21 protein-coding genes are annotated in these 25513 nt (G+C 72.2%); 8 read left to right on the top strand and 13 right to left on the bottom strand.

What is annotated here, in order from left to right; all coding sequences use genetic code 11:
- Positions 1 to 59: 59 nt before the first annotated feature.
- Positions 60 to 2801: a bifunctional FO biosynthesis protein CofGH gene (locus tag AC5677_RS16475; protein ID WP_497195800.1), complete on the top strand. Its 2742-nt coding sequence runs from the start codon at positions 60 to 62 to the stop codon at positions 2799 to 2801.
- 46 nt (positions 2802 to 2847) lie between these two features.
- On the opposite strand, the gene AC5677_RS16470 is transcribed toward AC5677_RS16475, so the two are convergent.
- Together AC5677_RS16470 and AC5677_RS16465 are read right to left on the bottom strand one after the other, a co-directional pair.
- Positions 2848 to 3102 carry a hypothetical protein gene (locus AC5677_RS16470; protein ID WP_403505380.1) on the bottom strand — a complete coding sequence of 85 codons (255 nt, stop codon included), beginning with the start codon at positions 3100 to 3102 and terminating at the stop codon, positions 2848 to 2850.
- A 76-nt stretch (positions 3103 to 3178) separates the two neighbouring features.
- Positions 3179 to 4138: a D-2-hydroxyacid dehydrogenase family protein gene (locus tag AC5677_RS16465; RefSeq protein ID WP_497196647.1), complete on the bottom strand. Its 960-nt coding sequence runs from the start codon at positions 4136 to 4138 to the stop codon at positions 3179 to 3181.
- A 432-nt stretch (positions 4139 to 4570) separates the two neighbouring features.
- Between AC5677_RS16465 and AC5677_RS16460 the strand changes: the two genes are divergently transcribed.
- Positions 4571 to 5692: an ADP-ribosylglycohydrolase family protein gene (locus AC5677_RS16460; protein WP_497195799.1), complete on the top strand. Its 1122-nt coding sequence runs from the start codon at positions 4571 to 4573 to the stop codon at positions 5690 to 5692.
- Positions 5693 to 5909: 217 nt separating this feature from the next.
- Here the strand turns inward: AC5677_RS16460 and AC5677_RS16455 are convergent, their stop codons facing one another.
- From AC5677_RS16455 to AC5677_RS16440, 4 genes are all read right to left on the bottom strand, one after another.
- On the bottom strand, positions 5910 to 7475 hold the full coding sequence (locus AC5677_RS16455) for a sodium:solute symporter family protein (protein ID WP_497195798.1): 1566 nt from the start codon (positions 7473 to 7475) through the stop codon (positions 5910 to 5912).
- Between the two features lie 348 nt (positions 7476 to 7823).
- Entirely contained in the window at positions 7824 to 8609 is a 786-nt protein-coding gene (locus AC5677_RS16450; protein WP_497195797.1) for an SDR family oxidoreductase, read from the bottom strand.
- A gap of 135 nt (positions 8610 to 8744) precedes the next feature.
- Positions 8745 to 9446, bottom strand: a complete 702-nt coding sequence (locus AC5677_RS16445) for a DUF2690 domain-containing protein (protein WP_497195796.1) — start codon at positions 9444 to 9446, stop codon at positions 8745 to 8747.
- Between the two features lie 141 nt (positions 9447 to 9587).
- Positions 9588 to 10817, bottom strand: a complete 1230-nt coding sequence (locus AC5677_RS16440) for an aminotransferase-like domain-containing protein (protein ID WP_497195795.1) — start codon at positions 10815 to 10817, stop codon at positions 9588 to 9590.
- 230 nt (positions 10818 to 11047) lie between these two features.
- Here AC5677_RS16440 and AC5677_RS16435 point away from each other — a divergent pair, with 230 nt between their 5' ends.
- Positions 11048 to 11914, top strand: a complete 867-nt coding sequence (locus AC5677_RS16435; RefSeq protein WP_497195794.1) for a hypothetical protein — start codon at positions 11048 to 11050, stop codon at positions 11912 to 11914.
- A 161-nt stretch (positions 11915 to 12075) separates the two neighbouring features.
- Here AC5677_RS16435 and AC5677_RS16430 read toward each other — a convergent pair whose 3' ends face one another.
- From AC5677_RS16430 to AC5677_RS16420, 3 genes are all read right to left on the bottom strand, one after another.
- Positions 12076 to 12285: a DUF397 domain-containing protein gene (locus AC5677_RS16430; protein ID WP_497195793.1), complete on the bottom strand. Its 210-nt coding sequence runs from the start codon at positions 12283 to 12285 to the stop codon at positions 12076 to 12078.
- A gap of 217 nt (positions 12286 to 12502) precedes the next feature.
- Positions 12503 to 13369 carry a helix-turn-helix domain-containing protein gene (locus tag AC5677_RS16425; RefSeq protein WP_497195792.1) on the bottom strand — a complete coding sequence of 289 codons (867 nt, stop codon included), beginning with the start codon at positions 13367 to 13369 and terminating at the stop codon, positions 12503 to 12505.
- A 260-nt stretch (positions 13370 to 13629) separates the two neighbouring features.
- On the bottom strand, positions 13630 to 14388 hold the full coding sequence (locus AC5677_RS16420) for a GOLPH3/VPS74 family protein (RefSeq protein WP_497195791.1): 759 nt from the start codon (positions 14386 to 14388) through the stop codon (positions 13630 to 13632).
- A 221-nt stretch (positions 14389 to 14609) separates the two neighbouring features.
- On the opposite strand from AC5677_RS16420, the gene AC5677_RS16415 reads away from it, so the two are divergent.
- Both AC5677_RS16415 and AC5677_RS16410 read left to right on the top strand, forming a co-directional pair.
- A complete protein-coding gene (locus AC5677_RS16415; RefSeq protein ID WP_497195790.1) occupies positions 14610 to 17423 on the top strand; it encodes a D-alanyl-D-alanine carboxypeptidase in 2814 nt (937 codons plus the stop codon).
- Positions 17424 to 17654: 231 nt separating this feature from the next.
- Positions 17655 to 19067: a glycosyltransferase family 39 protein gene (locus tag AC5677_RS16410; RefSeq protein WP_497196646.1), complete on the top strand. Its 1413-nt coding sequence runs from the start codon at positions 17655 to 17657 to the stop codon at positions 19065 to 19067.
- A gap of 83 nt (positions 19068 to 19150) precedes the next feature.
- Here the strand turns inward: AC5677_RS16410 and AC5677_RS16405 are convergent, their stop codons facing one another.
- Complete coding sequence (locus tag AC5677_RS16405) at positions 19151 to 19930, bottom strand: ATP-grasp domain-containing protein (RefSeq protein WP_497195789.1); 780 nt, start codon at positions 19928 to 19930, stop codon at positions 19151 to 19153.
- Positions 19927 to 20310 (bottom strand): ADP-ribosylation/crystallin J1, encoded by a 384-nt coding sequence (locus AC5677_RS16400; protein WP_497195788.1) that lies wholly within the window; start codon positions 20308 to 20310, stop codon positions 19927 to 19929. The genes AC5677_RS16405 and AC5677_RS16400 overlap by 4 nt, the downstream gene beginning before the upstream one ends.
- A 79-nt stretch (positions 20311 to 20389) precedes the next feature.
- Here AC5677_RS16400 and AC5677_RS16395 point away from each other — a divergent pair, with 79 nt between their 5' ends.
- Positions 20390 to 20680, top strand: coding sequence for an isocitrate lyase/phosphoenolpyruvate mutase family protein (locus AC5677_RS16395; protein ID WP_497195787.1), 291 nt, complete (start codon positions 20390 to 20392; stop codon positions 20678 to 20680).
- Between the two features lie 41 nt (positions 20681 to 20721).
- Here AC5677_RS16395 and AC5677_RS16390 read toward each other — a convergent pair whose 3' ends face one another.
- Entirely contained in the window at positions 20722 to 21042 is a 321-nt protein-coding gene (locus AC5677_RS16390; RefSeq protein WP_497195786.1) for a hypothetical protein, read from the bottom strand.
- 326 nt (positions 21043 to 21368) lie between these two features.
- Between AC5677_RS16390 and AC5677_RS16385 the strand changes: the two genes are divergently transcribed.
- Together AC5677_RS16385 and AC5677_RS16380 are read left to right on the top strand one after the other, a co-directional pair.
- Positions 21369 to 22043 carry a hypothetical protein gene (locus AC5677_RS16385; RefSeq protein ID WP_497195785.1) on the top strand — a complete coding sequence of 225 codons (675 nt, stop codon included), beginning with the start codon at positions 21369 to 21371 and terminating at the stop codon, positions 22041 to 22043.
- Positions 22040 to 23314, top strand: coding sequence for a sensor histidine kinase (locus AC5677_RS16380; RefSeq protein ID WP_497195784.1), 1275 nt, complete (start codon positions 22040 to 22042; stop codon positions 23312 to 23314). The genes AC5677_RS16385 and AC5677_RS16380 overlap by 4 nt, the downstream gene beginning before the upstream one ends.
- Positions 23315 to 23459: 145 nt before the next feature.
- On the opposite strand, the gene recQ is transcribed toward AC5677_RS16380, so the two are convergent.
- Positions 23460 to 25493, bottom strand: a complete 2034-nt coding sequence (recQ, locus tag AC5677_RS16375; RefSeq protein WP_497195783.1) for a DNA helicase RecQ — start codon at positions 25491 to 25493, stop codon at positions 23460 to 23462.
- Positions 25494 to 25513 lie beyond the last annotated feature (20 nt).

Below are 25513 nucleotides of genomic sequence, written 5' to 3'. Positions count from 1 at the left end.
ACACCGGCGGCCGGTTGTCCGGCGGCGGCAGTGTCGGTGGGCGCTCGTATCCTCGGAGGATGACTTCCAGCGCGCAGGGACCTGACCAGGGATCTGAACGGCGACACGACCAGGGATCCGACCAGGGCTTCGACCAGGGATCCGACCGGGGGCCCGGCCAGGGGGACGGCCAGGATTCCGGCGGGTCGGCGGGCCGGGCGGCCGACGGGGAGACGGGCGCAGCCGGCCGCCCGGAGCGCCCGACGGCGAACGCCATGCGTCGCGCGCTCAAGCGGGCCCGCGACGGCGTGGCGCTGGATGCCGCCGAGGCCGCGGTGCTGCTGCAGGCCCGCGGCGAGGACCTGCGGGATCTGTGTGCCTCGGCGGCCCGGGTGCGGGACGCGGGCCTGGAGGCCGCCGGGCGCCCCGGGATCATCACGTACTCGCGCGGCGTGTTCATCCCCCTCACCCGCCTGTGCCGGGACAAATGCCACTACTGCACCTTCGTCACCGTCCCCGGCAAGCTGCGCCGCGCCGGCCACGGGATGTTCATGTCGCCCGACGAGGTGCTCGACATCGCCCGCCGCGGCGCCGAACTGGGCTGCAAGGAAGCCCTGTTCACACTCGGCGACAAGCCGGAGGACCGCTGGCCCGAGGCCCGCGAATGGCTGGAGGCGCACGGCTACGACGACACGCTCTCCTACGTACGGGCCATGGCCATCCGCGTCCTGGAAGAGACCGGGCTGCTGCCGCACCTCAACCCAGGGGTGCTGTCCTGGACGGACTTCCAGCGCCTCAAGCCCGTCGCCCCGTCCCTGGGGATGATGTTGGAGACCACCGCCGAGCGGCTGTGGAGCGAGCCCGGCGGCCCGCACCACGGCTCGCCCGACAAGGAGCCCGCCGTCCGGCTGCGCGTCCTGGAGGACGCCGGCCGCTCCAACGTCCCCTTCACCACCGGGCTGCTCATCGGGATCGGCGAGACCTACGAGGAGCGCGCCGATTCCCTCTTCGCGCTGCGCCGCATCCAGCGGACCTACCACGGCATCCAGGAACTGATCATGCAGAACTTCCGCGCCAAGCCGGACACGGCCATGCGCGGAATGCCGGACGCCGAACTGGAAGAGCTGGCCGCCACGATCGCGGTGGCCCGGCACATCATGGGCCCGTCCACCCGTATCCAGGCGCCGCCCAACCTGGTCGACGGGGAGTACGCGCTGCTCATCGACGCCGGGATCGACGACTGGGGCGGCGTCTCGCCGCTGACCCTCGATCACGTCAACCCCGAGCGCCCCTGGCCGCAGATCGAGGAGCTGACCGAGCGCTGCGCGGCCGCCGGCTTCCAGCTGCGCGAACGGCTGCCCATCTACCCGGAGTTCCTCCAGCGCGGCGAGCCCTGGCTCGACCCCCGGCTGCTGCCGCACGTCCGCGCGCTCGCCGACCCGGAGACGGGCCTGGCGATCGAGGACGCCCCCGTGGTGGGCCGCCCCTGGCAGGAGCCCGACGAGGGCTTCTCGCTGCACTCCACGGGCCGTACGGACCTGCACCACACCATCGACACCGAAGGCCGCACGGCCGACCGGCGCGACGACTTCGACGAGGTCTACGGCGACTGGGAGGCGCTGCGCGAGGCCGCCGCCCCGGGGATGGTCCCCGAGCGCATCGACACGGACGTACGCCAGGCCCTCTCGCAGGCCGCCGACGACCCCACCAAGCTCACCGACGCCGAGGCGCTGTCACTGCTGCACGCCGACGGCCCCGCCCTCGACGCCCTCTGCGGCATCGCCGACGACCTGCGCCGCGCCACGGTGGGCGACGACGTCACCTACATCGTCACCAGGAACATCAACTTCACCAACGTCTGCTACACCGGCTGCCGCTTCTGCGCCTTCGCCCAGCGCCGCACCGACGCCGACGCCTACACCCTCTCCCTCTCCCAGGTGGCCGACCGCGCCCAACAGGCCTGGGACGTCGGCGCGGTGGAGGTCTGCATGCAGGGCGGCATCCACCCCGACCTGCCCGGCACGGCGTACTTCGACATCGCGCGCGCCGTCAAGGAACGCGTCCCCGGCATGCATGTCCACGCCTTCTCCCCGATGGAGGTCGTCAACGGCGCGACCCGTACCGGCCTGTCCATCAGGGAGTGGCTCACCGAGGCCAAGGCCGCCGGTCTGGACACCATCCCCGGCACCGCCGCCGAGATCCTCGACGACGAGGTCCGCTGGGTCCTGACCAAGGGCAAGCTCCCCACGGCCACCTGGGTCGAGGTCATCAAGACCGCCCACGACCTGGGCATCCGCTCCTCGTCGACGATGATGTACGGCCATGTCGACCAGCCCCGCCACTGGCTCGGCCACCTCCGCCTGCTGGCCGAGATCCAGCAGGAGACGGGCGGCTTCACCGAATTCGTCACCCTCCCCTTCATCCACACCAACGCCCCCGTCTATCTCGCCGGCATCGCCCGCCCCGGCCCCACCACCCGCGACAACCGCGCGGTGACGGCCATGGCCCGGGTCCTGCTCCACCCGGGCATCACGAACATCCAGACCAGCTGGGTCAAGCTGGGGGCGGAGGGCGCCGCCGAGATGCTCCGCTCGGGCGCCAACGACCTGGGCGGCACCCTGATGGAGGAGACCATCTCCCGGATGGCGGGCTCCAGCTACGGCTCGTACCGCTCCATCCAGGACCTGGTCGCCATAGCCGACGCCGCCGGCCGCCCGTCCCGGCCCCGTACGACGACCTATGGCCCCGTGCCGGAGGAACGGCAGGCCGCCGCGCTGGCGTCGGACGGGCATCTGCCGGAGCTGCTGCCGGTGGTGGAGTAGCGGCGGGGGCCCTGGCCGGGCCCCGCTCGCTCCCCACCCGCCCGGGTCAGTCCCCGTCGTACTCCCACTCGTGCTGCAGGATGCACTGCTGCCACTGCGACAGGGCTTCCTCGCGGTCGCCTCCGGTGTCCTGGGCGGCGGCGATCAGCGCATCGGCGGCCATGGCGGCCAGCCGTACGGCGATATGGCAGACGTCGCGCTGGGGGAGCGGCCGGAGGAGTTCCACCGCGCCGTCGCTGTCGCCGGAGAGTGCGGAGGCGACGACGGCCATGGTGGTGCGATCCCACTCGTACTCGGACATGGGGGGAGCATGCCCAGCAAGCGCCGCAGCCATGGTCGAACGGGTGAGCGTGACGGGGCGGGCAGGCGACCTCCCCTCACGTCAGCTCCCGCACCACCTTCCCGTCGAGGAAGCCCACGATGTTCTCCACCGCGTGCCGGAAGTAGACCTCGTAGTTCCGGCGGGTGACATAGCCGAGATGGGGCACGGCGAGGACGTTGGGGAGGGTGCGCAGGGGGTGGTCGGCGGGCAGCGGCTCCTGGTCGAAGACGTCGAGGCCGGCGCCGGCGATGCGTTCCTCGCGCAGCGCCTCGATCAGGGCGGGCTGGTCGACGATGGCGGCGCGCGAGGTGTTGACGAGGTAGGCGGTGGGCCGCATCCGGCGGAGTTCGGCGGCGCCGAGCAGGCCGCGGGTGCGGTCGCCGAGGACGAGGTGGACGGAGACGAAGTCGCTGGTCTCCAGGAGCTCTTCCTTGGTGGCGAGGCGGCCCACCCCCGCCTCCGCGGCGCGCTCGGCGGTCAGGTTCTGGCTCCAGGCGACGACGTCCATGCCGAAGGCCTGGCCGACCCGGGCGACCCGCGTCCCGATCTTGCCCAGGCCGAGCAGGCCCAGCCGGCGGCCGTGCAGATCGGCGCCGAGCGTGCTCAGCCAGGGGCCGCCTGCGCGCATCGCGGTGCTCTCGGTGACCACGTTGCGGGCCAGGCCCAGGATCAGCGCCCAGGTCAGCTCGACGGGCGGTTCGATGTTGCTGGCCGTACCGCAGACCGTGACGCCGTGCCGGGCGGCGGCCGCCAGGTCGATGGACGCGTTGCGCATACCGGAGGTGATCAGGAGCCGCAGGCGCGGCAGCCGGGCGAGGAGCGAGGCGGGGAACGGGGTGCGTTCGCGCATCGCGACGACGATCTCGCAGTCGCCGATCGCCTCGACCACCTCGTCCTCGGAGGCGAAGGGCTGCCGCAGGACGCGGACGTCCACCGCGCCCTCCAAGGGGGACCAGTCGGCCATGGAGAGGGCGACGCCCTGGTAGTCGTCGAGTACGGCACAGCGCGGAGTCATCGGGGGCATCTCCTGGCGTGGTCGGGAGCGGTCGAGGAGCGGTCGAGGAGTGGTCGGGGTGCGGTCGGGGAGTGGTCGGGCAGGCACGACGGCGCGGCCGGGGGCGCGGACGACGGTGACGATCGAGGTCGCGATCGACACACGACCGGCACATCATCTGCACATGTCCGGGGGCCAATCCCGGCAATCGTCACGAGCGGCCACAGCGGTCATGGGTGACAGCTCACATTACGATCCTGGGCTCAAAGTGATCATTCCTGGTCGATTACAGTGCTGCGCCGGGGAGCCTGCAAGGCCCCGGGATGCGGTGAGTTTCTGGAGGCGCGCAGTGAGTCAGCGCAGCGTGGGGGCACCCCCGGCCGATGGCCGGGCGAGAGCCGTCGAGAGGTGCGCGCCGCGCCGATGCAAGGCCGGGCGGAACGAGGTTTCGGCATGAGTGCAGGGGTAGGCGGCGCCCCCATCTGGGGCCGCACCGAGCAGCAGGACTTCCGCAGCCGGGTGCGCGGCTGTCTGCTCGGCGGAGCCATCGGGGATGCGCTCGGCGCCGGCATCGAATTCGACGCACTGGACGCGATCCGCGCGGCGCACGGGCAGGAAGGCGTGACGGACTTCGTGCCCGCCTACGGGCGGCGCGGCGCGGTCACCGACGACACCCAGATGACGCTCTTCACCGTGGACGGCCTGATACGGGCCCAGGTGCGCCGCGACACCGGGGCCTGGCATCCGCCCACCGACGTCCACCGCGCCTATCTGCGCTGGGCCGCCACCCAGCGCGACTGGGGCCCCGACGAGCGCAAGAAGGACGACGGCTGGCTCGCCCGCGAGGAGTGGCTCTACGCCCGGCGGGCACCCGGCCGGGCCTGCCTGAGCGGCCTGGGCGACGAGGTGATGGGCACCGTGGACAAGCCCAAGAACCCCGACTCCAAGGGCTGCGGCGCGGTGATGCGCTCCGCGCCGTTCGGGCTGCTGGTCGGCTGGGAGCCGCAGCTGGTCTTCCAGCTGGCAGTCGAGTGCGCGGCGCAGACCCACGGCCACCCCACCGGCTATCTGGCGGCCGGCGCGTTCGCCGTCATCAGCCATTCCCTGGCCCGCGGCGAGGACCTCGACGGCGCCGTCCAGAAGGCGCTGGCCCATCTGGCCACCCGCCCCGGCCACGAGGAGACCACCGACGCCCTCAAGCGTGCGCTCGGCGCCGTACGGCAGGGCATGCCGACGCCCGCCCGGGTGGAGTCGCTCGGCGAGGGCTGGACCGGCGAGGAGGCGCTGGCGATCGGCGTGTACTGCGCGCTGGTCGCCGAGGACATCCGGCACGGGCTGCTGCTCGCCGTCAACCACGGCGGCGACAGCGACTCGACCGGCGCCATCTGCGGAAACCTGCTGGGAACCCTGCACGGCGAGACGGCGCTGCCGCCGGACTGGCTGGTCGAGCTGGAGGGCCGGGAGACGATCCTGCAGCTCGCCGACGACTTCTCGATGGAGATGACGCAGGGCCCCGCGCTGCACGGACCGGGCGGCTCGGCGCCGGGCTGGCTCGCCCGCTACCCGCGCGCCTGATCCGCCCCGGCAGCCGCCGCCTCGGCGGTGGTGATGGTCCGCCGCAGGTCATCCCGGGCCGCGGTGCGATCCCGTGCTCGCCCGCCTCACCGTCGAACGGGCCACCCCTCCCGGTGAGGTACGTGACCGAGTGCTCGGCGGGACCCTGGGACAGCTGCTGGGCATCCTGTGACACGCCACCCCGAAGGCGACCGCCCGGCGCGGCCGGAACACTGCCTCAGCTCCTCTTGGACGCATCCCCCTCCTCCGCGACCGGCGCCCCTTGCCCCGGGACCGACGGCGCCCCGGCTCCGGCCCCGTCCCCCTCACCCCCGGCATTGATCCGCGCCAGCAGCGCATCCCGCGCCGCCGTCCGCTCCGGCCTGATGAGCCCCACCAGAAGGAACAACACCAGCGAGGTGGCGACCGGCGACACGATCCGTACCTGCAACTGCACCTCGCCCAGCCCGTAGTTGGTCAGCCAGAAGGCGAACAGACCCGCCGCCCACGCGGTCAGCGCCGCGGTCGGCCCCGACCTGCGGCAGGCCGGCAGCATGCCGAGCAGGAACGGGATCGAGACCGGCCCGACGAGCCCGGCCACCCATTGGATGACGACGGTGATGATGTCCTTGAACGTCGGCGAATTGATCTGCGTGGCGATCGCCATCGACAGGGCGAGGAACGACACCGTGGACAGCCGCGCCGCCAGCAGCCCGGCCCGGTGGCTCCAGCCCCGTGCCCTGGCCGACAGCGCCGGGGCGATATCGCGGGTGAAGACCGCGGAGATGGCATTGGCGTCCGAGGAGCACATGGCCATCGTGTGCGAGAAGAAGCCCACGATGACGAGCCCCAGCAGGCCGTGCGGCAGGAGGCGCTCGGTCAGCAGCGCATAGGCGTCCGACGCATCCGGTTTCCGGGCCTTGACCAGCAGCGGCGCGACCCACATCGGGAAGAAGAGGACGGCGGGCCAGACGAACCACAGCGCCGCCGACAGCCGCGCCGAGCGCCGGGCCTGCCGGGCGCTGCCGGTGGCCATGAAGCGCTGGGCCTGGTTCCACATCCCGCCGCTGTACTCGAAGGTCTTGATGAAGAGATAGGCGAGCAGGAAGGTGAGGGTGTACGGGCCGGCGGTCGGCCGGGTGTGGCCGTCGGGCAGTCGGTCCCATACGTCCCACAGCGCGCTGACGCCGCCCAGTTCACCCAGGACGGTGACCAGCATGGCGACACCGGCCAGCAGCTGGATGACGAATTGCCCCAGCTCGGTGAGCGCGTCCGCCCACAGCCCGCCGACCGTGCAGTAGATGCCGGTGATCACACCCGTGAGGAGGATCCCCTGGTTGAGCGAGATACCGGTGAAAACGGACAACAGGGTGGCGATCGCGGCCCATTTGGCGCCCACGTCCACGATCTTCAGCAGCACCCCGGACCAGGCGAGCGCCTGTTGCGTCGGCAGGTTGTAGCGGCTCTTGAGGTACTCCAGCGGCGAGGCGACCCCGAGCCGCGACCGCAGCCGGTTGAGCCGCCCCGCGAACAGCCGGGCCCCGATGGCGATACCGATGGCGATGGGGAAGGACCAGGTGACGTAGGACGTGATGCCGTACTGGTACGCGATACCGGCGTACCCGGTGAACATCACGGCGCTGTAGCCGGACATGTGGTGGGAGATGCCGGACAGCCACCACGGCATCCTGCCGCCCGCGGTGAAGAAGTCCCCGACGTCCGCCACCCGTTTGTGGGACCAGACACCGATCGCGACCATCACGCCGAAGTAGCCGATGAGCACGGCCCGGTCGAGACTGTTCATGCCCCCTCCAGGGGTCCGCCTTGTGAACGTTGGTCACTTCGCCGTGACGTCCTACGGGGCGGTGTCCCCGTGCGGGAGCGGGGACTGGAGGGGATTGAACCGTCCCCCGAGAGGGCCGGTCAAGACCACAAGCGGTCACGGATATGAACGGCGGTCACCAAAACGAACGTCTTTACCTCTCCTTGACCCTCGCGGGCGTTGTCCGTACCGGGGCGCCGAACCCACGATGAACGGACACTTCGCCGGGCTCCACGGGCCCGTACACGCCGGCGCGCGGGAGCGGGATCCCGCACGTCCGCAGCCGACCGACAGGAGGGGAAGAGGGGGAGGGTGAGCCGGGACGGCCGGCTACCGCATCAGCTCGCCCGCGTTGACCAGCAGCGACTGGCCCGTGATGGCGCGGGCGCGGTCGGAGGCGAGGAAGACCGCGGTGTCGGCCACATCGGCGTCCGTCGCCAGGTCGGGCAGCGCCATCCGGTCGGTGAGCCGGGCCAGCACCTCGGACTCCGGTACGCCCTCGGTGTGCGCCGTGAACCGTACGTACGCCTGAACCGGCGGGCCCCACATCCAGCCGGGCTGCACGGTGTTGACCCGTATCCGGTCCGGCCCCAGCTCGCGCGCCAGCGAGTACATCGCCGAGACCAGCCCGCCCTTGGACGCCGCGTACGCGGCCTGCTGCACCTGCGAGGGCGCGGCCACCGACGACTGCGTGCCGATCATCACCACCGACCCGCCGCCGCGCGCCGTGAGCGAGGGCAGGCAGGCGCGGGTCATCCGCAGGGTGCCGAAGAGGTTGACGTCGACGACATCGCGCCAGGACGCGAAATCGGCGTCGCGCAGGCCGCCGAAGAGCGAGTCGAGGGCCGCGACGTGGATCACCGCGTCGATGCCCCCGAACCGCTCCACGGCGAGCGCCGCCAGCGCCTCGCACTGCGCCTCGTCGCCGATGTCCGTCGCCCGCCAGGCCGTTCGCTCCCCCGAAGGGTCGATGGCCGCGGCCGACGCCGCCAGATTCTTCTCCGTACGGGCACCCAGGACCACCGAGGCGCCGTCCCGTACGCAGGCCGCCGCGACCTGATGGCCGAGCCCGGCCCCGACGCCGGAGACGATCACGGTCTTGTCGCGGAGCAGCATGGGCGCGCCTCCCGGGCCGGATTCTGACGATGTGTCAGGTGAGCCGTCAGGGTAGGGCCGGGGGGCCGCGATGACCAGAGGGGAGCGGCAGACGGTTGGCCGGAGGGGGCCGCCGACGCCGCTCCGGGGGCTCGGTCAGTCCCACTCCGCGCGTTCGGTCGCCTCGAAGCAGTACTTCACCCAGGTGCCCGTGTGGCCCGGGGTGCTGCCGGGCACCGCGCAGAACCGGACCCGGAAGGTATCGCCGACCCATGCCATGGTCGTGTACTTGTCGTGGTTGGTGTCGATGGAGGCGCTGTGGGACGAGCCGCCCGCCACGCTGACCGTCACCGTGTCGCCGGGCTCGCCGTTGACGATCCGGCCCCACACGACGCCGCACCTCTTGCTGTAACGCAGCTGTACACGCGCCACGTTGCCCTCCACGGGCTCCCACGTGACGAGGTCCGCGGCGCACCCGCTGTCCTTGGGGCTCTTGCCGTCGCAGCCGGGGCCGGGGCAGGGCGGCGGCGGGGGCGGCGGGTCCTCGAAGAGCTTCGGCACCAGGTAGGTGGCGAGCGGGCCCAGGACCGCCGTGACGACACCCACGACCAGGGCGTGCCGGGCGTGCGCGCGCAGCCAGCGGCCGACGGCCCGCATCCGGGCGCCGCCGCGTTGCAGGAGGGAGGAGGGGCCGCCGGTGTTCCGATCGGGGGCGGGTTCGGGACCGGGATCCGGCTCGGGGTCAGGCTCTGGATCTGGATCTGTACGGGGATCGGGATCGGGGTGGGTGCCGCCGCCAGGGCCCGTCGGCGCATCCGGCTCATCCGGCGCATCGGGCTCGTCCACGTGATTGCTCAATCCGGCCTCCTGGGAGGTCCACGTGTCGTAGACATTCCAGTTTCCGGCACCGCAACGCGCCTCCGGTAGCGCATTTTCCGCCCTTGACGGCGACGAGGGGCGCGCGTACCGCCGCGCGCCCGCCGCCCGTCATCGCGCTCCTCAGGCGGCCCGGTGCGCGCCCTCCAGCGCCTTCTTCAGCCGGTCCAGGCCGGTACGGATCTCGTCCGGCGCATGCGTGACGAAGGACAGCCGCATGGCCGCGGGGTCCGGTGTCCCGGCGAAGAACGGCGCCCCGGGGACATACGCCACGTCATGCCGTACGACCTCCGGCAGCAGCGCCGTCGCGTCGTACCCGGCGGGCAGTGTCGCCCACACGAACATCCCGCCCGCCGGACGGTTCCACCGCGACCCCGCCGGCAGCGCGTCGGAGAGCCCGTCCACCAGCGCGTTCCGCCGCTCACGGTAGGCGCCGCGGACCCGCTCCAGATGCGCGTCGAGGTCGGCGTCCGCCAAGTACCGTGCGGCGGCGGCCTGATCGATGGTCGAGGTGTGCAGATCGGCGGCCTGCTTGGCGATGGTGCAGGCCCGCCGCAGCGCCGCCGGCGCGCGGAGCCAGCCCAGCCGCAGACCCGGCGCCATCACCTTGGAGAACGAGCCGAGCAGCGCCGTACGGTCCTCGGCGCCCGGGAAGGACGCGACCCACGCCTGCGGCGCGCCCTCGAAACGCAGCTCGCTGTACGGGTCGTCCTCGGCGATCCACAGCCCGCGCCGGGCGGCGACCCGCGCGACCGCGGCCCGCCGCTCGGCGGACAGGGTGCGGCCGGTCGGGTTCTGGAACGTCGGGATGACGTAGAGCAGCTTGGGGTTCTCGCGGGCGGCGATCTCGTCGAGCGCGGCCGGGTCCAGGCCCCCCTCGTCGGTCGGCACGGGCACCACCCGGGCGCCGGCGAAGGAGAAGATCTGCAGCGCCGCGAGATAGCAGGGATCCTCGACGAGCACCACATCACCCGGCTCCAGAAGGGCCGTGGCCAGCAGCGACAGGCCCTGCTGGGAACCGGTGGTCACCAGCACGTCGTCGGCGTCGGTGGGCAGCCCGCGCGCGGTGGTGCGCGCCGCGACGGCCGCCCGCAGCGCCGGGTCGCCCTCGCTGGTGGAGTACTGCAACGCCCGCCGGGGCGTCTCGCCGAGCACCTGCCGGAAGGCCGCCGCTATGCCCTCCGCGTCGAACAGCTCCGGTGCGGGCAGCCCGCCGGCGAACGAGACGACCTCGGGGCGGGCGGTGAGCGCCAGGATGTCGCGTACGGGAGAGCTGCCGGTCCGCGCCGCGCGGGCCGCGAGCTCGGGGACGGGGGTGACGGTGGCGGTATCGGCAAGGATCGCGTCCGACATGACGGCTCCAATCGCTCGGTTCGCGGGCACCGCCGGGCACGCACGGGGCGTTAACCGGCGTTAGCTGCACAGGGCAGCGAGCTTAGGCGGCTGGGGGACTTGTGCGCAGATCTGCCCGCATGGTGGGCGGCCCGGCCGCGCGGCGCCGCGTTCCGCCACCCGCCGCCGTCCGTACCGTTCCGCCCCCGCACCCTCCCCTTCTGACGGCATGTCAGCTACACCTGTCTGTCATGACCGAGGACACGGAACGCACCACCACGGACTCCGCCCCCTCCAGCGCCGCCTATGCCGAACTGGCCGCCACCGGCCCCTATGGCGTGCACCCCGGGCATGCGCTGATCACCATGGTCGAGCCGCATCCGGGCCATGAGTACGCCTACAACCGCTGGTACGAGGACGACCACTACATCGCGGGCGCGATGGCGATGCCCTGGATGTTCGCCGGCCGCCGCTGGGTCGCCACCCGCGAGCTGCAACTGCTGCGCCGCCCCGAGAAGTCCGCCGTCGCCCAGCCGGTCACCGCGGGCTGCTACCTCTCCACGTACTGGCTCACCGAGGGCCGCTACGACGAGCACATGAAGTGGACCGTCGGCATCAACAAGCGCCTCAACCGGGACGGCCGCGTCTATCAGGACCGTACGCATGTCTTCACGGCCTTCCAGGACCATGCGGCGACGGTCTACCGGGACGGGGCCGCGGGCCCGCGTGACTTCCATGCGCTGGACCACCCGTACGCGGGGCTGGTGCTGGAAGTGATCGACGCGGACGGCCCGGAGCGGCGGGCCGAGCTGCTGGAGTGGCTGCGCGCCCGGCATCTGCCGCGGCGGCTGGCGGGCTCACCGGCCGCGATGGTCACGATCTTCCGGCCGACGCCGCTGCCGGGGGACCGGATGGCGTATGTGAAGCAGGTCGAGGGCGTCGACACCCGGCTGACGCTGCTGTGGTTCCTCCAGCGGGACCCGCGCGAGGTCTGGGCGGAGCACTTCGCCGAGCGGGAGGCAGCGGTCGCGGAGTCGGGGCTGGGGCGGGTGGAGCTGGTCGCGCCGTTCCTGCCGACCGTGCCCGGGACCGACCGGTACGTGGCCGAACTGCGCTGAAGGGAAGCGGGGCCCGTGCCCGAGGGGGTGTGGCGGAGGGGCCTGGTGGAGGGGGCTTGCCGGGGAGGCATGGCCGAGCCCCCTCGGCCGGGACGGCGATCCAGTCGAGAGGGCTCACTGTCCGCGCGCGGCCGCGCGAACCGGGGTGGGTGACGCTCAGTTCACGCCAGGTCGAACGAGCCGCCGGCCACGTCCGACACGAAGGTGCTCCAGGCGGCGTTGTCGAACGTGAGGCGCGGGCCCTCGGGGTCCTTGGAGTCGCGTACGGCGATGGCCTCCGAGGTCGGCACGGCCATCTCGACGCAGGCGCCGTTGCCGCCGGAGTACGAGGACTTCGTCCAGGAGAACGCGGAATTGGGCTGGAAAGCCATTTTCACTCCAACTCACTCTGTGTTACCGGGGATTCGGTACTGCTGACGCTACGCGCCAACATCACGAGCCGCAGGAGTCGTTCACCCTTCCGAATGTCATATTCCTTGATCTCTTTTCATGTCGCCGGGCGCCGGTGTACCGTGCGATCCCGCTTTTCGGAAGACGCTATTCCGTACCGCACTGTCCCATTTCTCCCATGACTTCCCCGCGCCCCATTCATCCCATGGCGTCCGCGTGCCCCTTGGCCGCCTTGGCGATGAACTCCCGGCTCTGATCGGCGTTCAGCGCCTGTGCGCGCAGATGCTCATACATGATCGTGTATTTGTGCACATCGTTGGTCTTCTCCAGATACAGATCGCTGGTGACGCCTTCGATGTACACCACGCTCGAATCCGAGGCGTCGTCGAATTCCAGGATCGAAAACGTCCCCGACATTCCGGCGTGCGCACCCGTGTCGTACGGCAGCACCTGCACCGTCACATGCGGCAGATTGCTCATCTCGACGAGATGGTCCAGCTGCTCGCGCATGATCAGATGGCTGCCGACCACCCGGCGCAGCGCGCTCTCGTCCAGCACCACCCACAGCCGCAGCGGGCGCTTGGGGTCGTTGACCCGCTCCTGTCGGCGCATCCGTACCTGGATGCGCTTCTCCAGATTCTCGGGTGCGAGCTCGGGGACCGCGCCGGGAATGACCGCCTCGGCGTAACCGGGGGTCTGCAGCAGGCCCGGCACCAGCAGGGACTCATAGACCCGCAGCGAGGCCGCCTCGGTCTCCAGGCCGATGTAGACGCTGTACGGGATGTCGCCGAAGGCGTGCCACCAGCCTTGCTGGCGCGAATCCTTGGCCATCTGCATCAGCGAATCCACTATGCGGTGATCGTCCACTTCGTAGACCCCGCACAGGTCGCGGACATCACGCTGGCTGATGCTGCGGCGGCCGTTCTCGAGTCTGCTGATCTTCGATTGGGAGACCAGCAGCCGCTCGGCCACCTGTTCCGCCGTCATGCCCTTGTCCTCGCGGAGCCTGCGCAGCTCCTGGCCCAACCGGCGTCGTCTGACGGTGGGGTTGATGTTGGACGCCACGGGTAGTGCACCTCCGGCTCCGTACAGCTGTCGTGTTCTGTCCAGAAGGGTGCCACTCCCGGACCACGCCGCGCAGTCGAATGGACACAGAAGGCGAGCGGACATGCGCGTGGGGTGGCGGTCCGGCCGTCGTCCAGAACGGCCGGACCGCCACCCCACGCCTTCTTGCTGCGGCTCCCGAACGGATCTGCGGGATATGGGAAGTCGGTGTTGAGGGGTAGTGGTGCGCGAGTGGTGAGGGTGTCCTGCTGCCTACCGCGTCAGCGGGCGCCGACGCGGGCCATGCTGCCGTGACCGTGCCGCGACTGCACCGGCACGCCGGCCGGCTCCGTGGCGCGGGCCGCGGTCTGCCGTACCGGTCCCGCTCCCGCGGGCTGGGCCCGCCGGGGCTGCGCCGCGGCGCCGTTCTGCACATCCATCACGGCGTGTGCGACCAGGCCGCCCATCGGGTCGTGCCGGATCAGATCCCGGAGACGGGAGCGTGATGAGCGCCCTTCGTTCCCTGGATAGAGATGCTTGCCGAGACCGACCGCGTGGGCCAGCGCGGCGAGCGCCGCGGTCCGCGGGTCCGGGGGTACGCCGGTGCGGATCGCGTTGTCCAGCCGGGCCCTGATTTCCCGGCTGATGGCCGTCTCCGTCGCCTGGTAGCGCGTCGTCGGCAGCACCCCGCACATCTGGCCCGCCACGGCATGGACCATGCCGCACCGTTCGAGATGCGTGAGATACGTCTGGCGCAGCCCCAGCCGGGGCCCGCCGATCCAGTGGACCGCACGCACCGGACTGCCGCGTCGGCGCAGCAGTTCGAGCGCGGAGTCCAGAGTCGGATCTCCTGTCGGCCGTGCCATCACCACGGCGATACGATCCCCATCTGGGGCTATCCGTCCTGCCAGAGCCAGCTCTACTAGCTGGGCCCCGGCCAGGCCGAGGTCGAGCGACTGCGGCTGCGCTGTGGTGCCCGTGGTCGGGTCCAAAGCGAGCAGCAGAAGCTCCTCCGGAATTGTTCTGCGGCTCCTGCCCATCCATGCCTCCCCGCGTGGATGAATGACAGGGTGACCCCTCTCACATTCATCTGTCGAGGGTGCCTGGTGGGTTCGGTAGGGAACCGGTAGGTATGTCGTTCTCGTCTTGCGCGTCGGCGACATCTTCGGCGGGGTGCGGCGCGTACTGGTTCGCGTGGCGGCGGGAAGGTGCCGTGCGGACACAGGACACTGGGAAACACTGGCGTGGTGGAGCGGGCGACGTGGTGAAGGAGACATCGGTGGCGGGCGAGTCCCCCGACAAGTCGGACACGAAGAAGTCGGACAAGGAGCGGTCGTCGGGGGAGGCGGCGCGGAGCGAACGCGATCCGCGCCTGACGGTCTTCCGCGGGGAATCGGATGTGAAGGCGGCGGAGGCGTCCGAGGAGTCTTCGGGGGAGTCGGCGGGGGAGCCGTCGGCGAAGTCTTCGGGGAAGTCTTCGGGGAAGTCGGCGGAGGGTTCGTCGGGGAAGCCTTCGGAGAAGCCGTCGGGGGAGTCGGGCGAGCCGGAGGCGTCCGGGGAGCCCGACGCGTCGGATGAGCCCGATACGTCGGATGAGCCGGAGGGGGACGCGGCGGAGGCCGAGCCCGTCGCCGAGGTTGCGCCCGAGAAGGGCTCTGAGGCGTCGCAGGACGCCGAGGTGGACGAGGAAGGCGCCGGGGGCGGCGGGGACCGCCTGCGGGCCGCTGTGGCCGCCTGGGTCGCCGGTGCGGACGGTGAGGGCGGTGAGGGCGGGGACGGCGCCGGGGATGCGGCGGCGGACTCGGGCGACGATGCCGATGGCGACGTCGATGACGCGGATGCCCGTGATGCCGGCGATGGCGCCGATGATGACGACAGCGACGCTGATGGCGATGGCGCGAAGGCGGCGGTGAAGCCGGCGGCGAAGGCCGGGGCGAAAGCTGAGGCGAAGGCTGAGGCGAAGGCTGAGGTGGCCTCGGAGCCTGACGCCGACGGTGACTCGAAGTCCGGAGCCAAGGACGCAAAGGGCGCCAAGGGCGCGAAGGGCGTAAAGAGCGCCGACGTGTCCGAGTCCGAAGCGGACGCCGGGTCCAAGGCTGACTCCGACCCCGACTCCGAGCCCAAGGTCGACCAGGCCACGGCCGTGTTCAAGACGGTCGGCCTCCAGAAGGGCAAGGGCAAGGGCAAGGGCGACGACGAGGCGGCCGACGAGGCGTCGGCCGATGACGCGACCCGCGTGTTTGCCATCGCGAAGCCCAAGGCGGGGGCGGACAGCCGACCCGTCGACCAGCCGACCACGGCTTTCAAGATCACGCCGCCCAGCGACGCCAAGGCCAAGGGCAAGGACAAGGCCAAGGACAAGGCCAAGGAAGAAGAGGCCGAGGGCAAGGCCGAGGAGAAGGCCGAGGGCAAGGCGAAGGGCGACGCAAAGAACGAGGCCAAGCCCGACGGCAAGGACGGCAAGGACGGCAAGGACAACGCCAAGGCGGCCGGCAAGGCCCGGCCCGCCGAGCGTGACCCCGAGCGGACCAGCCAGTTCGTGGCGCTGAAGTCGACGGACGACGGTGCGGCGGAGAAGTCCCTCGGCAAGACGGCGGACCGTACTCCCACCCGCGCGCCCGGCAAGGCCCTCGACAAGGCGGCTGCCGCGAAGGGTCCCGGCGCGCTGCCCCCCGAGGCACCCGCGGCGCCGCCCGCCCCCGCCCCGGCCGCCGCCGAGTCCGCTCCGCCGCGGCAGGAGCCCGAGGCGCTGCCCGAGTCCGAGCGGACCCGGCAGCAGCCGCTGCCGCCGCTCGACCTCCTGGCGCGGCTCACCAACACCCCGCCGCCGCCCGAGACCACGCTGCGCACGATCGTCCGCCGGTTCAAGATCTGGACCCCGCTGGTGATCCTGCTGGCGATCATCTTTGTGATCGTCCAGTCGGTCCGGTCGCTGCCCACGCCCACGCTCGCCGTCGACTCCTCGACCGCGTTCACGTTCAAGGGCGGCAAGCTCTCCGTGCCGTGGCCGGCGCAGGGCCAGTCCGCGGCGGAGGTCGTCGGCGTCGGCAGCCTCGGCGCGTCGGGCCGGGCCAAGCCGGTGCCGACCGCGAGCGTCGCCAAGGTGATGACCGCGTATGTGATCCTGCGTGACCACCCGCTCAAGAAGGGCGGGAAGGGGGACACGATCACGATCGACGCGCAGGGCGAGGCGGACTCGAAGAAGAAGGACGAGTCCCGGGTGCCCCTGAAGGAGGGGCAGAAGTTCACCGAGTACCAGATGCTGCAAATGCTGATGATCCCCTCGGGGAACAACGCCGCGCGCCAGCTGGCCCGTTGGGACTCCCAGTCCGAGGCGGCGTTCGCGAAGAAGATGCAGGCCGCCGCCAAGAAGCTGGGGATGTCGCAGACCACGTACACGGACCCCAGCGGGCTGGACAAGTCGACCGTCAGCACGGCCGTCGACCAGCTGAAGCTGGCCGAAGAGGTCATGAAGAACGACGCGTTCCGCGAGATTGTGGCCATGGAGAACGCCCAGATCCCGGGTCTGCCGGAGCGGATCTACGCGAACAACACGCTGCTCACGACGATGGCCGGCCAGGTCAGCGGCATCAAGACCGGGTCGAGCTCGGCGGCCGGCGGCGCCTTCATGTGGGCGAGCTACCGCATCGTCGACGGCAAGCAGCAGCTGCTGCTGGGCGTCACGATGGATCAGCACACCAGCAGCCCCGACCCCAACGCCCACCTCCAGTTCGCCCTGGAGAACAGCGCCAAGGTCATCACGGCGGCCCGGGACGCGCTGGTCTCCGACACCGTGGTGAAGAAGGGCCAGGTCGTCGGGTATGTGGACGACGGTCTCGGCGGTCAGACCCCGGTGGTCGCGACCAAGGACCTGACGGCGATCGGCTGGTCCGGGCTGAAGGCGACGTTCTCGATCGACGGCGGCGGCAAGTCCGTACCGCACGCCGCCAAGGCCGGGACGACGGTCGGCATGCTGACGGTCGGCAACGGCGCGAGCGAGCAGAAGGTTCCGGTGGCCCTGCAGAAGGACCTCGTCGAGCCGACGTTCGGGGCGAAGCTGACGCGCCTGGGCTGAGCGCGTAACGGGGCCGACGGGGCTCCCGGATCCGGCGTTGCGGATCCGGGAGCCCCGCGCGTCGTGCGGGCCCCGCCGCTGCCGTCTCCTTACGATCCGGTGCGTCCGTACCAACGACCGGAGCCCGTCATCGACGCAGCGCAAGCACAGAAGACGACGTTCGCGTCCTCCCTGGCCGCCCGCGGTACCCGGGTGGCACAGGGGGCGGTGGTGGCGACGCCCGCCGGGCTGATGCTGCTCCTGGGGGCCTGGGGCATCCGCCGCCAGGAGGCCATATGGCGCGACGAGGCGGTCACCTACGACATGGCGCACCGCGCCCTGGCCGACCTCTGGCCGACGCTGTGGCACGTCGATGTCGTCCACGGCCTCTACTACGCGCTGATACACCTCTGGTTCGCCGGCTACGACGCCGTCCTCGGTCCCGCCCTCGGTGAGGTGATCGGCCTGCGGCTGCCGTCCGTCGTCGCCATGACCGCCGCCGCTGCCGGTGTCGCCCTGCTGGGGGAGCGCCTGGTGGGGCGGCGCGCGGGCCTGTTCGCCGGCGTGGTCTTCGCGCTGGTCCCCGTCGTGCAGCAGTACGCGCAGGAGGGCCGCTCGTACGCGATGGTCTGCGCGCTGGTCGTCTGGGCGACCTACGCCCTGGTGGCCGCCGCCGCCCGCCCGCGCCGCGGGCTGTGGTGCGGCTATGCGGCCCTGATGCTGGTCGCCTGCCTGCTGCACGAGTTCGCCGCGCTGGCGCTGCCCGCGCACGGCGCCGCCGTCGTCCTGACGCACCGGCCCCGCCGGGTGCGGCGGGCCTGGGCGCTGGCCGCCGCGTCCGTCCTCGCCGGCCTCGCCCCCCTCGCGGTCTTCAGCACCCGGCAGTCGGCCCAGATCGGCTGGCTCATGTGGCCGGACCCCGTCCAGCTGCTGACGTTCGGGGTGCTGGCGGTGCTGGGCGGCGGCTGCGCCCGCATCCGGGTGCCCTCCCGCGGCCCGATCGGCGTGCGCGCCCTCGCGCTCCCGCTGCTCCTGCTGCCCACCGTCTTCCTCTTCCTCCTGTCCTACGCGGAGCCGGCCTATGTCGACCGCTACGTCCTGTACTACGTCGCCGGCTTCGCCCTGCTCGCCGGCGCCGCGCTGGCCCGGCTGCTGCGGCCGGCCGGCGAAGGCGGCCAGACCCGGGCGCGAGGGCGGCGCCGGGCGGCGGCCCTGGTGCTCGTGGCGGTGGCGCTGCTGCCCGTCGACATCCATCTGCGCAGCCCGGACAGCCGGGTCGACGACGCCACCGGGGTCGCCCGTGCGGTACGCGAGTTGGCCGCCCCTGGTGACGGGCTGCTGTTCCTGCCCGCCCGGCGCCGTATCTGGATGGCGCCGCATCCGCACGACTTCCGTGGCCTGACCGATCTCGCGCTGGCCAAGAGCCCGGTGGCCTCGCACACCCTCTACGGCACCGAACGCTCCGGTGACGCGATCACCGGCCGGATGCTGGCCACCCGCCGGATCGTCGTCGCGGGCGACCCGCCCGGCCAGCCGGTCGACGTCAGCGACCAGGAAACCGCCAAACGCACCACCCTGCGCGACGCGTTCGAGGTCTGCGCCAGTACCGACGTCCGCGGCGCCCGGACGACGCTCTATGCGCGACCGGGGGAGTGCGCGCGGTAGCCGGGGGCGGCGCGGCCGGGCGCCGGAACGGCAAGCGGCCGGGGACGGGCCTGCGCCGCCCTGGGGGACGGGCCTGCGTCGCCCTACCCGTGGCGCAGGAAGCGGCGGTCGCCGTCGACGACCCGCTCGTACGGGCCCGCCGCGCGCAGCACGACATCCAGTACGCCGTCCGGATCGGCGGCGTAACTGTGCGCGAACCACGGCATGTTGGCCTCCACGACCGCCCACCGGCCGTCGTCCAGCAGGCCCACATCGACCGCCGCCGCGCTGGGCAGCGGGGCGAGGGCGGACAGCCGCGCGGCGAAGGCGCGGACGGCGGGCGCGTGCGGATCCCCGGCGAGCGGCGCGGGGTCCAGACGGCCGTGGACGGCGTAGCGGGTGGCGGCGGCGAGGGCGCCGTCCAGGAGGAACAGCCGGTACTCGGCGGCGAAGGAGACGACGTCCGAGATCAGGACGGGGGTCTGCGGGGCGGCCTTCGGCAGCCGCCGGCCGTCGGCATACACGCCCGGCGGGAAGGACTTGTCGCTCGGCGGCTTGGCGAAGAACGGACGGCCGCGGCGGCGGACCGCTTCGGCGTGCGTCGTCAGCTCGATGTCCCGGCGGATGAGCGGGCGGGGCAGCTCGGCCAGCCAGCGGTCGGGCGGTTCCAGCAGGCCCAGCCGCAGCGGTGCGGCGATGCGGTCGGCGAGGCGCGGGCCGCCGTGCCAGTGGACGGCCCGCCCGGCCAGGGCGCGCACGGTGTCCGGGCCGGTCAGCGTCGCCGTCTCCAGGCCGCGCCGGGCGGCCGCCCCGGTCAGCAGCAGGGCGGTGCTGGTGCGCTGCGCCGAGATCAGCAGGACCGGGGCGGGGCCGGGGGCGTTCACGGCCGGGGTGCCGGCTGCGGACGGAAGGTGTGGACGAGGGAGATACGGCCGACGATGTGCCGGTTGAACTCCGTCAGCTCCTCGGCGGGCACCCAGAGTTCGAGGATCGTCTCGCCGCCCGCCTGGCGCACCGGATAGCGCGCGACGAACGCCGCCTCGACCTCGAAGCGGGTGACGTGGCCGATCCCGGAGGCCGGGACGTTCCAGTCGCGGGCGATCCGTATCGCGTAGTCCTCGTTGAGCACCGGATAGAAGATCGGCTGGTCGGGCAGCCGCGGCGGCCAGGCGCGCCATCCGGAGGCCTCCACCAGGGCCAGCTCCTCGGGGCCGGTGGGGCGCCAGAGGGTACGGGTGGGCGGCGGCACGGGTATGGCGGTCATGGCCGTACGGTACGGGGCGGGTGGTGCGGGCGCGCGGGGTTATCGGCCGGGCGGCCCGCTTCACCTGATTCCTCCGAGGGTGCCTCGGCCCCCAGGCGGGGGTGGGGGTACCTCCCGCAGGCGGGGGAGAACCGGACTCCTGCGGGGCAGGGCAAGGAGGGCCGCACCGCTGAACATCCTCTTCGCCCCCGGCCGGCACACCGTCAGCCGTCTGGCGGATCTCGGCGTACGGCGCATCAGCACCGGCTCGCTGCTCTTCCGTACGGCGCTGGGGGCCGCGCTGGCGTCGGCGGACGGCATCCGTACGGGGCGGCCGCCGGGCGGCGAGGGCGTCCCGGGGTATGCGGAGGTGCAGCGGCTGATGGGTTAGGGCGCGTCAGGAACCGTGCGCGGCGGGCTCGGGCGTCGCGCTCAGGCGCGCTGTGCGCGGCGGCTTCGGCGCGGGCCGGCGGTCCGCGCCGGGTGGCCTCCGTGGCGCCGGCGGAGCGCGGCGATGCCCTCGCCCGCGACGCCGAGCGCACCCGCGGCGCCGATGAGCGCGGCCTGGGGCAGATTGCCGACCTTCTCGGCCACTCCGGCCAGACCGCCGTCCGGCAGCACGACCTCGGCCCGGTGTCCCGCGGACGCGGTGGCGTCGGCGGCGAAGGCGGTCCCGGCGGGAAGCAGCAGGACGGCCAGCGCGCCGGTCGCGACGGCGGCGGTACGGAACACGGAGCGGCGCTGGGCCGGCATGGGTACTCCTCGTCGTGGGCGGCTCGGGCCGCCATGGGCGTAAGGCGTGAGTCAGCAGACTACGGAGCGTCCTTAACGGTGACCCATACGTTGTGTAACAGTCACCAAGATCTCTGCTGTAGTTCGTGTGACGGAGCGGCCGACAGATGGCCCTCCTGGGAAGTCCCCGCCTCGCCGCGTTGGGTAGTTTGATCTAGATGTGCCCCGATATCTACCGAATTCGAGGTGTCTGAGGTGTCCGATTTCGGGGAATCCGGCCGTCCGGAGCATCTGGACGTGCATGCCGGTGCGTTCGGTCGTACATAAAGACGAAGGGTGGTGGTGACATGCCGTGGTTGCCGTGCCGGACCCGCGTCGCCCTGGCCGCCCTCGCCGTGCAGGTCCCGCTGCTCGCCCTGCTCGCCGGCTGTGCGGGGCTCGAAGGGCTCCAGAGCGAGGGCAAGGCGCGGGACGTGAAGGCGCCGCTCGCGCTGTGGCCGGAGTATTCGCCCGCCCCGCTCCGCCGCGAGGAGAATCCGACCGCGCGCCGGCCCGTACCGGGTGTCGCCCGCATCCCCGGCGGCAGCATGGCGGCCGCGGACCCGCTCACCGTCCTCGACGCCGACATCACGTCCGGCGGTGCCGCCGCGCCCGCCCCGAAGGCCGTCCGCCGTCCCGTCCTGCGCGACCTCACCGGCGACGGCAAACCCGACCTGATCATGGTCGTCGACCTCGACCGCCGCACCAGCGAGCTGCGCGTCTACACCGTCCGGAAGCGGATCGTCACCCGCGTCCTGGTGCTGCGCGGGGTGCTGGCCGGGGTCGAGCTGGCGGCCGGACATCTCGTCATCCGCGAGCCCACCAAGGACCCGCGCTATGTCAGCGTCACCGACTACACCTGGGGCAACGGCGAGATGGAGCTGTGGGACCTCACCCTCGACGACGCCCGTACGCCGCAGACGCCCTCGCAGACCCCGGCTCCGCTGCCGATCCCGACGCCGACGGCCGGGGACGTGCTGTGAGGCGTCCCGCGGTCTCCCTCCGCTGGAAGATCGCGCTGACCGTGACGGCGGTGTGCTGTGCGGTCGCCGCCGTCCTGGGCGTACTCGTCCACAACGCGGTGGCGCATCAGACCGTCGGGCAGGTCCGCAAGGAGACGCGTGCGGACCTCGACACCGCCCTGGTCCTCTTCGAGTACGGCACCTCGCGCGAAGGCATCAACTCCGTGATCGACCCGCCCGAACTCCCCGCGGAACTCCGTGCGTTGGCGCGCGGCGGCGACCGCGGCAGCATGGTCGGGACGTATCGCGGGCGGCCGGTGATGTGGGCGGCGGCGCCCGCGGGCGCCCACATCATGGCGGTGTGGTCGCCGTACGGGAGCACCCGGCACTCGCTGGAGGACTTCGATACGGCGATCCTCGGCTCGGCCGTCCTCGCCGCCGCGGCCGTCGCGCTCGCCGGACTGTTCGTCGCCCACCGCATCAGCCGCCGGCTCGGCACCACCGCGGCGGTCGCCCGCCGGATCACCGCGGGCGATCTCGATGCGCGGGTCGGCAACGGCGACGACGGCACGCCCGGCGGGGGCCGGGCCGGGCACGACGAGGTGGCGGCAGTGGCCGCGGCGCTGGATTCCGTGGCCGGTTCCCTGCAGAGCCGCCTCCAGGCCGAACAGCGCTTCACCGCCGATGTCGCCCATGAACTCCGTACGCCGCTGACCGGCATCCTCGCCTCGGCCGATCTGCTCCCGGAGGGCCGCCCCAAGGAGATGATCAACGACCGGTTGCGGGCGCTGCACCGGCTCACCGAGGACCTGCTGGAGATCTCCCGGCTGGACTCCGGCGCCGAGCACGCCGACCTCGCCGCGTACGCCCTCGGCCCGCTGGTCGAACGCTCGGTGCAGGCCACCCGGACCGACACCGAGGTGCGAATCATCGCGGACACGGTCGTCGAGACCGACCGGCGCCGCCTCGACCGCATCGTCGGCAACCTCGTCATCAACGCCCACCGGCACGGCCGGCCCCCGGTCCGGGTCACCGTCGACGCACCCCCCGACGGCGTCCCGACCGTGGAGGTACGCGACCGCGGTCCGGGCTATCCCGACGAGCTGCTGCGCCACGGTCCGCAGCGCTTCCGCACCGACGCGCCCGGCCGCGGCAAGGGCCACGGGCTCGGCCTGACCATCGCGGTCGGCCAGGCCGCCGTCCTCGGCATCGACCTACGCTTCGGCAACGCACCCGACGGCGGCGCCCGCGCAAAACTCCGGCTGCCGCGATATCCGGAGGACGGCCACTGACGCCCGCTCCGGCACCCTCCTGTGCACGGCTCCCCCTCGCTCCCTCACCGGGAGCCCCCGACGGACGGGTCCCTCGCGGGCCGCGCTCTCGTCGGGCGCTCGCTTGCCGGCCGTTCTCTCGCCGGCCGCCCTCCGGCTCGCCCGCTCACCAATCGATCTCGGCGTACTCGTCGGCGTCCGGCGCCGGGGCCTCCCGGTCCTCCGCGGACGGCTCCTCCGCCGGCGCGTCCTCCGGCGGCACCTCCGCCTGCGCCGCCCCGCCCGCGCCCGCGCCCGCACCCGCCGGACCGTCCCCGGCCGGCTCCGCGCCGTCCCGGCCCGCCAGCACATCGAGAATCTGCGCGCCGTACTTCGCGAGCTTGTTCTCGCCGACTCCGTTGACCGCGCCCAGCGCGGAGGTCGTCGCCGGGCGGGCGGTGGCGATCTCCCGCAGCGTGGCGTCGTGGAAGATCACATACGCGGGCACGCCCTGCTCCTTGGCCGTACGGCCCCGCCAGGCGCGCAGCGCCTCGAACACCGGCAGCGCCTCCGCGGGCAGATCCACCGGCGCCCGCTTGCCCTTGGGCTTGGCCTTCGCCGCCGCCCGCGCCTTCTCCGGCTCCCGGCGCATCGGCACCTCGCGCTGCCCGCGCAGCACCTCGCCGCTCGCGTCCGTCAGCACCAGCGTGCCGTAGTCCCCCTCGACGGCCAGCAGCCCCTGCGCCAGCAACTGCCGTACGACGCCCCGCCATTCGGCCTCGCGGAGGTCGGCGCCCACCCCGAAGACGCTCAGCCCGTCATGGTCGAACTGAATCACCTTGGCGGTCTTGCGCCCCATCAGGATGTCGATGATCTGCCCCGCCCCGAACTTCTGCCGCCGCTCGCGCTGCAACCGCACGATCGTCGACATCAGCTTCTGCGCCGGCACCGTGCCGTCCCAGGTCTCCGGCGGGGTGAGGCAGGTGTCGCAGTTGCCGCACGCCGTGCTCTCCTGCCCGAAGTACGCCAGCAGCCGGACCCGACGGCACTGCACCGACTCGCAGAGCGCGAGCATCGCATCGAGATGGACGGACAGCCGGCGCCGGTGGGCGTCGTCGCCCTCCGACCCGTCGATCATCTTGCGCTGCTGCACCACATCCTGCAGCCCGTACGCCAGCCAGGCCGTCGACGGCTGCCCGTCCCGCCCGGCACGCCCCGTCTCCTGGTAGTAGCCCTCCACCGACTTCGGCAGATCCAGATGCGCCACGAACCGCACGTCCGGCTTGTCGATGCCCATGCCGAACGCGATGGTGGCGACGACCACCAGCCCGTCCTCCCGCAGGAACCGCGCCTGATTCGCCGCACGCGTACGGGCGTCCAGCCCCGCGTGGTACGGCACCGCCTCGATGCCGTTGTCCACCAGGAACTGCGCCGTCTTCTCCACCGAGGCCCGCGAGAGGCAGTACACGATGCCCGCGTCCCCGGCGTGCTCGCTGCGCAGCAGCTCCAGCAGCTGCCGCTTCGGCTCGCTCTTCGCCGCGATCCGGTACTGGATGTTGGGCCGGTCGAAGCTCGCGACGAAGTGCCGGGCGCCCTCCATCCGCAGCCGTGACGTGATCTCCTGGTGGGTGGCTTCGGTGGCCGTCGCCGTCAGCGCGATCCGCGGTACCTCGGGCCACCGCTCGTGCAGCATCGACAGCGCCAGGTAGTCCGGCCGGAAGTCGTGTCCCCACTGCGCGACACAGTGCGCCTCATCGATCGCGAAGAGCGAGATCTTCCCCCGGTCCAGCAGATTCAGCGTCTGCTCCACCCGCAGCCGCTCCGGCGCCAGGTACAGCAGATCCAGCTGCCCGGCGAGGAACTCCGCCTCGACCAGCCGCCGCTCCTCCAGATCCTGTGTGGAATTGAGGAACCCGGCCCGTACGCCCAGCGCCCGCAGCGCATCGACCTGGTCCTGCATCAAGGCGATCAGCGGCGAGACGACGACCCCCACCCCGCTCCTGACCAGCGAGGGAATCTGATAGCAGAGCGACTTTCCGCCGCCGGTCGGCATCAGGACAACCGCGTCCCCGCCCCCTATGACGTGCTCGATGATCTCCTGCTGACTGCCGCGGAACGCGTCATAGCCGAACACGCGGCGCAGCACCTGCACCGCCTCGCTCACGTCCGAAACGCCTTCCGCATCCATGTCCACGACCACTTCCACGTCCGCCAGTGCCATCCCTGAAGCGTACGAGTTCG

The organism is Streptomyces sp. JLSY215 (genome assembly GCF_059682825.1).
This window is presented reverse-complemented; position numbering and strand designations above follow the sequence as displayed.

What these genes read in the sequence shown, in the direction of transcription:
- AC5677_RS16435 (WP_497195794.1), top strand. Translation starts at nt 11,048, where the DNA reads ATGACCGAGGACACGGAACGCACCACCACGGACTCCGCCCCCTCCAGC.
- AC5677_RS16475 (WP_497195800.1), top strand. Translation starts at nt 60, where the DNA reads ATGACTTCCAGCGCGCAGGGACCTGACCAGGGATCTGAACGGCGACAC.
- AC5677_RS16390 (WP_497195786.1), bottom strand. Translation starts at nt 21,042, where the DNA reads ATGCCGGCCCAGCGCCGCTCCGTGTTCCGTACCGCCGCCGTCGCGACC.
- AC5677_RS16410 (WP_497196646.1), top strand. Translation starts at nt 17,655, where the DNA reads ATGCTGCTCCTGGGGGCCTGGGGCATCCGCCGCCAGGAGGCCATATGG.
- AC5677_RS16430 (WP_497195793.1), bottom strand. Translation starts at nt 12,285, where the DNA reads ATGGCTTTCCAGCCCAATTCCGCGTTCTCCTGGACGAAGTCCTCGTAC.
- AC5677_RS16450 (WP_497195797.1), bottom strand. Translation starts at nt 8,609, where the DNA reads ATGCTGCTCCGCGACAAGACCGTGATCGTCTCCGGCGTCGGGGCCGGG.
- AC5677_RS16470 (WP_403505380.1), bottom strand. Translation starts at nt 3,102, where the DNA reads ATGTCCGAGTACGAGTGGGATCGCACCACCATGGCCGTCGTCGCCTCC.
- AC5677_RS16465 (WP_497196647.1), bottom strand. Translation starts at nt 4,138, where the DNA reads ATGACTCCGCGCTGTGCCGTACTCGACGACTACCAGGGCGTCGCCCTC.
- AC5677_RS16385 (WP_497195785.1), top strand. Translation starts at nt 21,369, where the DNA reads ATGCCGTGGTTGCCGTGCCGGACCCGCGTCGCCCTGGCCGCCCTCGCC.
- AC5677_RS16455 (WP_497195798.1), bottom strand. Translation starts at nt 7,475, where the DNA reads ATGAACAGTCTCGACCGGGCCGTGCTCATCGGCTACTTCGGCGTGATG.
- AC5677_RS16460 (WP_497195799.1), top strand. Translation starts at nt 4,571, where the DNA reads ATGAGTGCAGGGGTAGGCGGCGCCCCCATCTGGGGCCGCACCGAGCAG.
- AC5677_RS16420 (WP_497195791.1), bottom strand. Translation starts at nt 14,388, where the DNA reads ATGGGCAGGAGCCGCAGAACAATTCCGGAGGAGCTTCTGCTGCTCGCT.
- AC5677_RS16400 (WP_497195788.1), bottom strand. Translation starts at nt 20,310, where the DNA reads ATGACCGCCATACCCGTGCCGCCGCCCACCCGTACCCTCTGGCGCCCC.
- AC5677_RS16440 (WP_497195795.1), bottom strand. Translation starts at nt 10,817, where the DNA reads ATGTCGGACGCGATCCTTGCCGATACCGCCACCGTCACCCCCGTCCCC.
- recQ (WP_497195783.1), bottom strand. Translation starts at nt 25,493, where the DNA reads ATGGCACTGGCGGACGTGGAAGTGGTCGTGGACATGGATGCGGAAGGC.